Origin of the sequence: Curvibacter lanceolatus ATCC 14669 (assembly GCF_000381265.1) — a bacterium.
Taxonomy (GTDB): Bacteria; Pseudomonadota; Gammaproteobacteria; order Burkholderiales; family Burkholderiaceae_C; genus Curvibacter; species Curvibacter lanceolatus.
The window spans coordinates 65,103-72,689 of the sequence record NZ_KB906280.1 but is presented as its reverse complement, the minus strand read 5'-3'; the positions used below and the strand labels follow the sequence as shown (position 1 = coordinate 72,689).

Annotated in this window: 6 protein-coding genes and 1 pseudogene; 1 reads left to right on the top strand and 6 read right to left on the bottom strand. The window is 62.5% G+C overall.

Translation table 11 applies throughout. The annotated features are described in order from the left end of the window. The 6 genes and pseudogenes from F624_RS0128250 to F624_RS32920 all read right to left on the bottom strand — a co-directional run. Positions 1-366: DUF1302 family protein (locus F624_RS0128250; protein ID WP_031256553.1), on the bottom strand; the 366-nt coding region annotated here is incomplete at its 3' end. A gap of 86 nt (positions 367-452) precedes the next feature. Next, a complete protein-coding gene (locus tag F624_RS0128245; protein WP_019577747.1) occupies positions 453-1,859 on the bottom strand; it encodes a DUF1329 domain-containing protein in 1,407 nt (468 codons plus the stop codon). A 99-nt stretch (positions 1,860-1,958) separates the two neighbouring features. Further along, complete coding sequence (locus F624_RS0128240) at positions 1,959-2,585, bottom strand: nitroreductase family protein (protein WP_019577746.1); 627 nt, start codon at positions 2,583-2,585, stop codon at positions 1,959-1,961. A 41-nt stretch (positions 2,586-2,626) separates the two neighbouring features. After that, positions 2,627-3,244 (bottom strand): cytochrome b, encoded by a 618-nt coding sequence (locus tag F624_RS0128235; RefSeq protein ID WP_019577745.1) that lies wholly within the window; start codon positions 3,242-3,244, stop codon positions 2,627-2,629. A 34-nt stretch (positions 3,245-3,278) separates the two neighbouring features. Further along, a complete protein-coding gene (locus tag F624_RS0128230; RefSeq protein WP_031256549.1) occupies positions 3,279-4,730 on the bottom strand; it encodes an aldehyde dehydrogenase family protein in 1,452 nt (483 codons plus the stop codon). A 39-nt stretch (positions 4,731-4,769) separates the two neighbouring features. Then, a pseudogene (locus tag F624_RS32920) lies at positions 4,770-6,114 on the bottom strand (aminotransferase class III-fold pyridoxal phosphate-dependent enzyme). 466 nt (positions 6,115-6,580) lie between these two features. Between F624_RS32920 and F624_RS0128220 the strand changes: the two are divergent. After that, positions 6,581-7,552, top strand: a complete 972-nt coding sequence (locus F624_RS0128220) for a helix-turn-helix domain-containing protein (RefSeq protein WP_019577743.1) — start codon at positions 6,581-6,583, stop codon at positions 7,550-7,552. Positions 7,553-7,587 lie beyond the last annotated feature (35 nt).

Below are 7,587 nucleotides of genomic sequence, written 5' to 3'. Positions count from 1 at the left end.
GGTGTTGGTGGCGCTGACGTCCTTGAGCCAGGTGATGCGGCCCATGAAGGTCAGGTCTTCGCTGGGCTTGAGCACCAGCTCGTGCGAGCCCTTGAGGTAGGTGGTGAAGGGCTGGCCCTTCTTGTAGTTGAGGTCGCCCTGGTCGCCCAGGCCCGACACGGCGCTCAGGCCGCCAGCGGGCGAGCCGGTGTTGCCCGAGGCGATCAAGCCCGGGGTGGGGTCTTTGACGCGGATGCCGGTACCCACCGACACGGTCGAGTCGAAGCTGCCGCGCAGGCCGTCTTCGGTCTCGAAGGTGAAGGCTGCAGCCTGGCCGCAGGCCAGGCAGGCAGCGGTTGACAGAACGGAGAAGCGAAGTCCGATCATAAGAAACCCTCTGGTAATTCAATCTTGGAATAGGCAGACACCGGTCCCCAGCCCTGGCTGGCGGTGTCTGGATGGGAGACCGTGAATCAGCGCTCGCTGATCGAGCGCAGGTTGTCAGCCGTGTAGAAATTGGCCTTCAGGCGGGGATGCTTGCCAGGCTCGGTGATCCAGCGGATGTCTTTGCCGGTGCCCACGGTGTGGGTGTCAAAGACATAACGGCCTTCCGCCAGGTTGTTTTGCACCATGGCCATGGCATCGCAGGTGCCTGTTTCGTAGACCGGGATCAGAAAGCCTTCACGCATCTTGGCCAGTTGGTTGCGACCGTCGAAGTCGTCCATCAGGACCGGGGCCCAGCTGTCTTCATCGAGGTAGATCGTGCGCTTGGGCGCCGAGTGGCGCATGCCGGCCTTGACCGTGGCTTCGATGACCCAGACCCGGTGCAGCTCATAGCGGCGATGGGTTTGCGCGATGAAGTCATTGCCAGCCACGTCTTCGAACTTGGCTTTGAAGTCGTACGCACCGAAGGCGTTGTAGGGGACGTAGATCTCCTTCTTGCCGACAAGCTTCCAGTCGAAGCGGTCCAGTGCGCCATTGAAAACGTTGGGCTCATCCAGCGTGTACTGGTTTTCCATGCCGATCTGGGGCGAGTCATGGGAGTAGGTCGGCATGCGACGCACGCGACGCTGGCCCGGGAAGTAGTAGAAGGTCTCGTTTTCAGCCTGGTTGATGTATTGCGTGATGGCCAGGGACTGCCCTGCCAAGGCTGCCGGCGCGACATAGCCGAAGTAGACATAGAACTCGACGGGTGGGTAGGACGACAGGGCATTCGAGCCCTTCACACCCCAGGGGATGAACAGGGTCTGCTCGGAGTCGGCACGGATCCACTCGTTGCTGCCTCGGCGGGGCGACACCGCCGTGATGGTGGCCTTGTAGTCGATGCCCACACCGCGGTAGCGCATCTTGGCGTTCCACATCGCTTCGACGCCCGACGTGGGCATGGGAAACGGATAACCCGGAACCGTGGCGTCCTTGAGGCTCCAGCCGTCTGGGTTCAGCGCTGCGGTGCCGACGTTCTTGCGCGTGTTGCTGGCCACGAAATCGGGCACGCCACAGGTGCGGTGGCTGGGAAACACATCCATCTTGTAGCCCTTGGTCTGCTTGACCATGGCCACCTGCCCCGCGGAGAGCTTGTCGGCGTACTTGTCGACGTTGCTGGCATCGATGGTGAAAAGAGGCTTCTCGTCCTTGTACTTCCAGTGCGCCTGGCGCAGTTTGCCCCATTCCCAGCCTGGCAAGGGTGGCTCGGCACCTTCCCATGCCGGAATGCTGCCGTCCTTGTTGCCACTTTTTTCGGCGCCAGATGGCGTCAGCTTGTCGAGTTGGGCCAAATCGGCAGCCCGTGCCGCATGGCTGCCGGCCAACAGGCCCACCAGCACGGCGGTGATTTTGAGGGTGTGCGCAAAGGAGCGGCGGCGCAGGCATGGGACAGACATGGATTCTCCAATCGTGAAGCAGTTGAAGGGGGCGAGATTTCTCGGGGATGAATGAGCAATGGGGTGTCGGGTGCGTCAGGCTGAATGCGGCTACTGCGGCTACTGCACCTGCAGCACCTCGGCCACCGGGCGACGGCGCTTGCGCGGCCAGTTGCCGCTGGCCGACTGGCCCACGGCAATCAGCATCACGGGCAGGTCTTCGGCCCGCAGGCCAAATGCTTGCCGCAGCGCATCGACATCAAAGCCGCCGATGGGGGCTGTGCAAAGGCCCATGGCTTGAGCGGCCAGCATCAGGTTCATGGAGGCCAATGAAGCCGAGCGGATCGCTTCATCCCGTTGTTTGGCGGGCTTGTCCTGGAACGCAGACTGCGCATCGCTGACCCAATCGGCCAGCTCCTTCTCACTGATGTAGCCCTCATCATGAAATGGCAGCAGGGTCAGCCCCAGCTCAAGGTGGGCGTCCAGCCGCCCACACACAATGAAGGTCACCGCGGCATCGGCCACCTTGCGCTGGCCATAGGCAGCCTCGGCCAACAGTTGCTTGCGTGGCGCCGACTTCACGGCGATGAAGCGCCAGTTCTGCAGGTTGTAGGCGCTCGGTGCCTCGGTGGCGTAGAAGGTGAGCGTCTGCAGCACCGAGTCGTCGATGTCGAAGCTCGGATCAAACTTGTCGACCGAGGTGCGTTCGCTGATCAGATCGAGAGCGGGATGATGAGATAGGTCCATGAGGTCGGAAGTTCGGAAGTGTTCGATGGAGGTTGGACGGCTTATCGACGAGGCAACATGCGGCGCAGCACGGTGTCATGGCGCACGAAGTGGTGCATGAGCGCAGCGCCCACATGCAAGGCGACGAGCACCCACGCCACCCATTTGCCCAGGAAGCTGTGGACGGCCCACATGGCCTCTTCCAGCTCGAGCACCGACCAGCCCATGCCAGCGCGGACCATCTCGGCCCAGGAAGTGTCACGACATGCCGGCAGGACAAACAGGCCGAAGTCCGTCGGGTCGTAGGTGGTCATGTAGCCCGAGATCGGCATCAACAAGAGAAGGCCGTACAGCGCCCCATGGGCCACCTCGGAGCCCAGATGCTCCAGGCGGGAGCCGGGCACGGGATCGGGGCGGGTACCCGCCAGGCGCCAGAGCAAGCGAGGCAGTGTCAGCACACCGATCGTGATGCCCAGCACCCAATGGATGTTGAGCAAGGGAACCACCCGATGGGCATCCGCGGAAAGACCGAAAAGGGGCGGCTTGACGCTGGTCTCCGGGTCGACGATCCAGATGACGTAATAGACAACGGCATACGCAGACAGGAAACCGACGGCAGTGAGCCAATGAAAGAGCATGGAGGCTGTGCCATAGGCATCCACCGTGTTTTTCCACTTCATCGATCTCTCCTTGAATTGGGGGTGGCTGGCGGTATCAGGGCAGGAGCACCGTGATGACCTTCTCTTCGGTGTAGGCCACCGCGCCAGACAGGCCTCCTTCACGGCCGATCCCGCTGGTCTTCAGGCCCCCCCAGGGCAGGTTGGCATCGAGCGGGCTCCAGCAATTCACACCGACGGCACCCACCTTCACGGCCCCGGCCACCTTGTGCGCACGGCTCAGGTCACGGGTCCAGACGGTGGCAGCGAGGCCATAGTCAGAGTCGTTGGCCAGGGCGATGGCCTCTTCGTCCGTGTCGAAAGCGATGATCGTGCCCACAGGCCCGAAGATCTCTTCACGAGCGATCGTCATCTGGTTGTTGGCGTTGGCGAAGATCGTGGGCTTCACAAACCACCCCTTGCGGGACTCAGAAACACCCCCCGCCAACAAACGGGCCCCCTCGGACAGGCCGAGCTGGATGTATTTGTTGACCCGGTCGTACTGGGCCTTCTTGGCCACGGGCCCCATCTGGACGCCAGGCAGCGATGGGTCGCCCACCGTGATGGCCTCTGCCGCCTGCGCCAGCGCAGCGGCAAACCGGTCTGCGATGCTGCGATGGACCAGGATCCGGGAGCCGGCCGCACAAACCTGCCCCTGATTGACGAACAGCCCCATGGCGCAGCCGCGAACGGCATCTTCAAAGACCGCGTCGTCAAACACGATCTGCGGGCTTTTGCCTCCCAACTCCAGGGCAACACGCTTGAACATCGGCCCGACAATGCGCTGGATGGCACGGCCGGCCTCCGGGCTGCCGGTGAAGCTGATCTTGTCGACGCCAGGGTGCTCGCAGAGGGCACGGCCGACCACTTCGCCGTCACCCGTGACCACGTTCACCACACCATCCGGAAAGCCGGCCTCCTGGCACAGCAAGGCCAGGTGCAATGCCGACTGCGGTGTTTCTTCCGACGGCTTGATCACGACCGTGCATCCGGCGGCCAGCAAGGCAGCCACCTTCCAGGTGGTGATCATCAAAGGCGAGTTCCAGGGCACGATGGCGCCCACCACCCCGATGGGTTCGCGCACGGTGTAGGACAGGGTCTTGGTGCCCATGTAGCCCGCGGTGGGGATGGTCCGCCCTTCGAGCTGATTCGCCCAGCCTGCTGCGGCGCGCAGATTCGCCACCGCGTTGGGCACGTCCATCATGCGGGGCTCCATGGGCGAGCGGCCGATGGCCGTGGCATCCATATCGGCCAGCCGATCGGTGTCGCGCAACACCAGATCCGCCAGCTTGCTGAGCAGCAAGCCGCGTTGGGAACCGTTGAGCTGACTCCAGGCCCCGCCGTCCAGCTGGGCTCGGGCAGCGGCAACAGCCCGATGCACATCGTCAGCGGTACCCCGCGCCGCGGTCGCGTAAACCTGCTCACTGACGGGGCTGATCAGGTCCATCCTGGCGCCATCCGAGCTTTCGGCCTGTGCGCCTTCAATGAAGTGTTTCAAATGTTGAGTCATGGCAATGCCTGCATGGGTTGGAAGCTTGGAACCTGCGACTCAGCGCACGAAAGGCACTTCGCTGAAGCCGGCGTCCAGTGCGGAGACGATCGAATCGATCTCGGGGCGCTGCATGACCAACGGGGGGGGAGAGAATGATCTTGGTGCCCACCGGGCGCACGATCGCTCCGTGGCGGCGCGCCACCTCGGCCACGCTGTAGGCATACCCCGACATCGGGCTGATGGACTCGCGGGTCTTCTTGTCATTGACCAGATCGATGGCCAGCATCAGGCCCTTGCCACGCACTTCGCCCACGGCCTCGAAGCGGTCCACAAAGGGCTTCAGCGCCTCGAGCAGGTAAGCACCCTGGCGACCGGCATTGCCGGGCAGGTCTTCTTTTTCGACGATGTCCAGGCTGGCAATGGCCGCGGCACAACCCACCGGATGCCCGGCATAGGTGTAGCCGTGCATCACGACGCCGGAGAAGTCCTGGTTGGATTCGAAGGCATCGGCCACCCGGCTGTTGAACACGGTGGCGCCCAGGGGCACATAGCCAGAAGACAGGCCCTTGGCGAAGCACATGAAATCAGGCTTGACGCCCCAGGCGCGTGCGCCGAACAGGCTGCCCGTGCGGCCGAAGCCCGTGACCACCTCATCGGCGATCAACAGCACGCCGTACTTGTCACACACCTCGCGAACGCGCGGCCAGAAGCTGGCCGGCGGAACGATCACGCCACCGGCGCCCTGCACGGGCTCCGCAATGAAGGCCGCCACGGTATCGGGGCCCTGGAACTCGATCTCACGCTCCAGCAAAGAGATGCAGATGTCGACCAGTTGCTCCGGATCCTGGGTGAAGGGGTTGCGATAGACCCAGGGGTTTTGCACCTGCGAGCAGCCCGGCATCAGCGGCTCGTAGTTGCGGCGGAACACCGTGTTGCCATTGACGGATGCGCTCAGGAAGTGACTGCCGTGATAGCCCTCCTTGAGTGAAATGAACTTGGTGCGGTCCTTCTGGCCCAGCACCTTCCAGTACTGGCGGGCCAGCTTCAAGGCGGTTTCGGTTGCGTCCGATCCATTGGAGCTGAACACCACACGTTTCATGTCTTCCGGGGCCAGCGCGGCGATCAGCTTGGCCGACAACTGTTCGGCCGGCGGGTTGGAGACGCCGTCAAACAACTGGAAGTACTCGAGCTGATCGAGCTGGTCAACGATGGCCTTCTTGACCTCGCTGCGGTTGTGCCCGACGTTCACATTCCACAGACCACCCACGCCATCAACGTACTGTTTTCCAGCGTCGTCAAAGACATAGCAGCCTTCGCCACGGACGATGCGAAGCGGCTTGCGCTCCTTCATTGCTCCGGGGTGCATCATGGGGTGCCAGAAGCGGGCGTTTTCGTAAGTCATCGGTTCTCCGAACAAGACGGGCACACACGGAGGTGCGCAGATTTCAAGGGGCTGTTGCCACCCGTTGAGGTGGTGGACGAACAAATTCTCGTCAGCCCCCCTGTTCACCGTTAGCCCAAATTGGCATCTGCCGCTGCCGCCTTTTTGCGCCACCTTGTTGCGCCCTCATTGCGCTATCTATGCGCCATCTGCGCGCCCTCCACGCACCAACATCAAGCAGCTCGGCGCTGACATGCACCAGCTGCAGGCACCAGGATCTGTGCGCGCCCGGCCAGCAAAAAGACCGCGAAGGTCGCCGCATGCATATCGCTGAATGCCAAGGGTTTCCCCGATCAACGGTGCATCTGAACCGGTCGCAAAATCCGCGCTCTGAGCAGGCCCCCGGACATCGTTCTGGACTTGCACGGTTCTTGCAGCGTCACCCACACGTCAGTTCCGCCTCCCCTTCAAACAACACAGAAACGCCATGAACCTCAGCATGAATCGCTTCAATGATGTGCAGACGCATGCCTCTGCCGTGAACGATTGGCGTCAGACCTACAGCCAGATCAGCGCAGGCAATCTGCAAAGCTCGCTGGCACAGATCAAGAGCCAGCGCCTCCACGTTTTTCGCGAACAGATCAACCAGCGCGTTGTTCAGCACGGCGAGGCACCGCGTGGCAAGGTCTGCTTTGCCGTGCCGATTGCGATTCCTGGCGCCATCAGAATGCAAGGACGCGAGGCCGACGAAACCAGCCTGTTCGTGTTGCGCGGTGGCGAGGAATTCATGTTCCACATGCCCATGGGCATGGACATGCTGTCACTGACCTTCGACAGCGAGCTCTTTGACCATGCGCTCGATGACTCGCCGGATGCGGAGAACATCGAGAAGTTGCTCAAGCAGCCTGTGATTCGCATCCCGACGCATCGATTCAGTGAATGCCGGCGCCGATTGGTGGCCATGTTCTCTGAAGCGATTGCCGATGGCACGGCGAGCACCCAAACGGGGTTCGAACCCAATCTGGAAAGCGCCTTGCTCGATGAGCTGATGGAGTTGCTGGCCGACCCTCACCTGAAGTCACTGGAGCGGCAACCCACGTCCGTTCACAGCTTCATTGTCGAAAGATGCCATCACCTCACGGTGTCCGACACCTTCAACCCGCCGAATGTGATCGACCTGTGCGAGCGCCTGAAGATCAGCCGCCGCACGATTCAGAACAGCTTCAAGAACGTCACGGAAACCACCCCGACGCACTACATCAGGTCGATCCGCCTCAATGGCGCCCGACGCGAGCTGATGAGCACCCATTCTGCAGAGCTGTCGATCGGGGATGCGGCCAGCAAATGGGGCTTCAGCCACTTGAGCCACTTCGCGGCCGACTACCACGGCCTGTTTGGTGAACTGCCCTCACAGACCTTGCGAGCCGAGCGCCGCCCTGTGGCCACGACGCAGCACTGATGCGCATGCCGGTCGCGCGGCGGCCCGCCCAGCGG